We start from the raw sequence: 261 nt of genomic DNA on the forward strand, positions 1-261 counted from the left end.
TCCATACACTGGTTCTAGCGAAGTCAATAGACTTGCAAACCGGGCCGAGACGTGACGCAAGCTAAACATAAACAGACCGTGTGACAAGGCTGTAAACACCACGCCGAGCAAAACCAATCCCCACCATACTTCAAGCGAGATATGGGTAACAGCATCGTAAAAAATCACCATTGGCAGCAGACTTAGACATGCGACGCTGTTTTGTAAAAAGGCCAGCTTAAATGGCGGAATCGCCTCGCCCTGCCACCGATTCGCCAGTGC

Annotated in this window: 1 protein-coding gene; it reads right to left on the reverse strand. The window is 50.2% G+C overall.

Going from position 1 to position 261, the window contains the following annotated elements; genetic code table 11:
- Window positions 1-261: DMT family transporter (locus QN347_RS20200; protein ID WP_323494461.1), on the reverse strand; the 261-nt coding region annotated here is incomplete at both ends.

The sequence above is a fragment of the Sphingomonas sp. 10B4 genome, assembly GCF_035019905.1.
Taxonomy (GTDB): domain Bacteria; phylum Pseudomonadota; class Alphaproteobacteria; order Sphingomonadales; family Sphingomonadaceae; genus Sphingomonas; species Sphingomonas glacialis.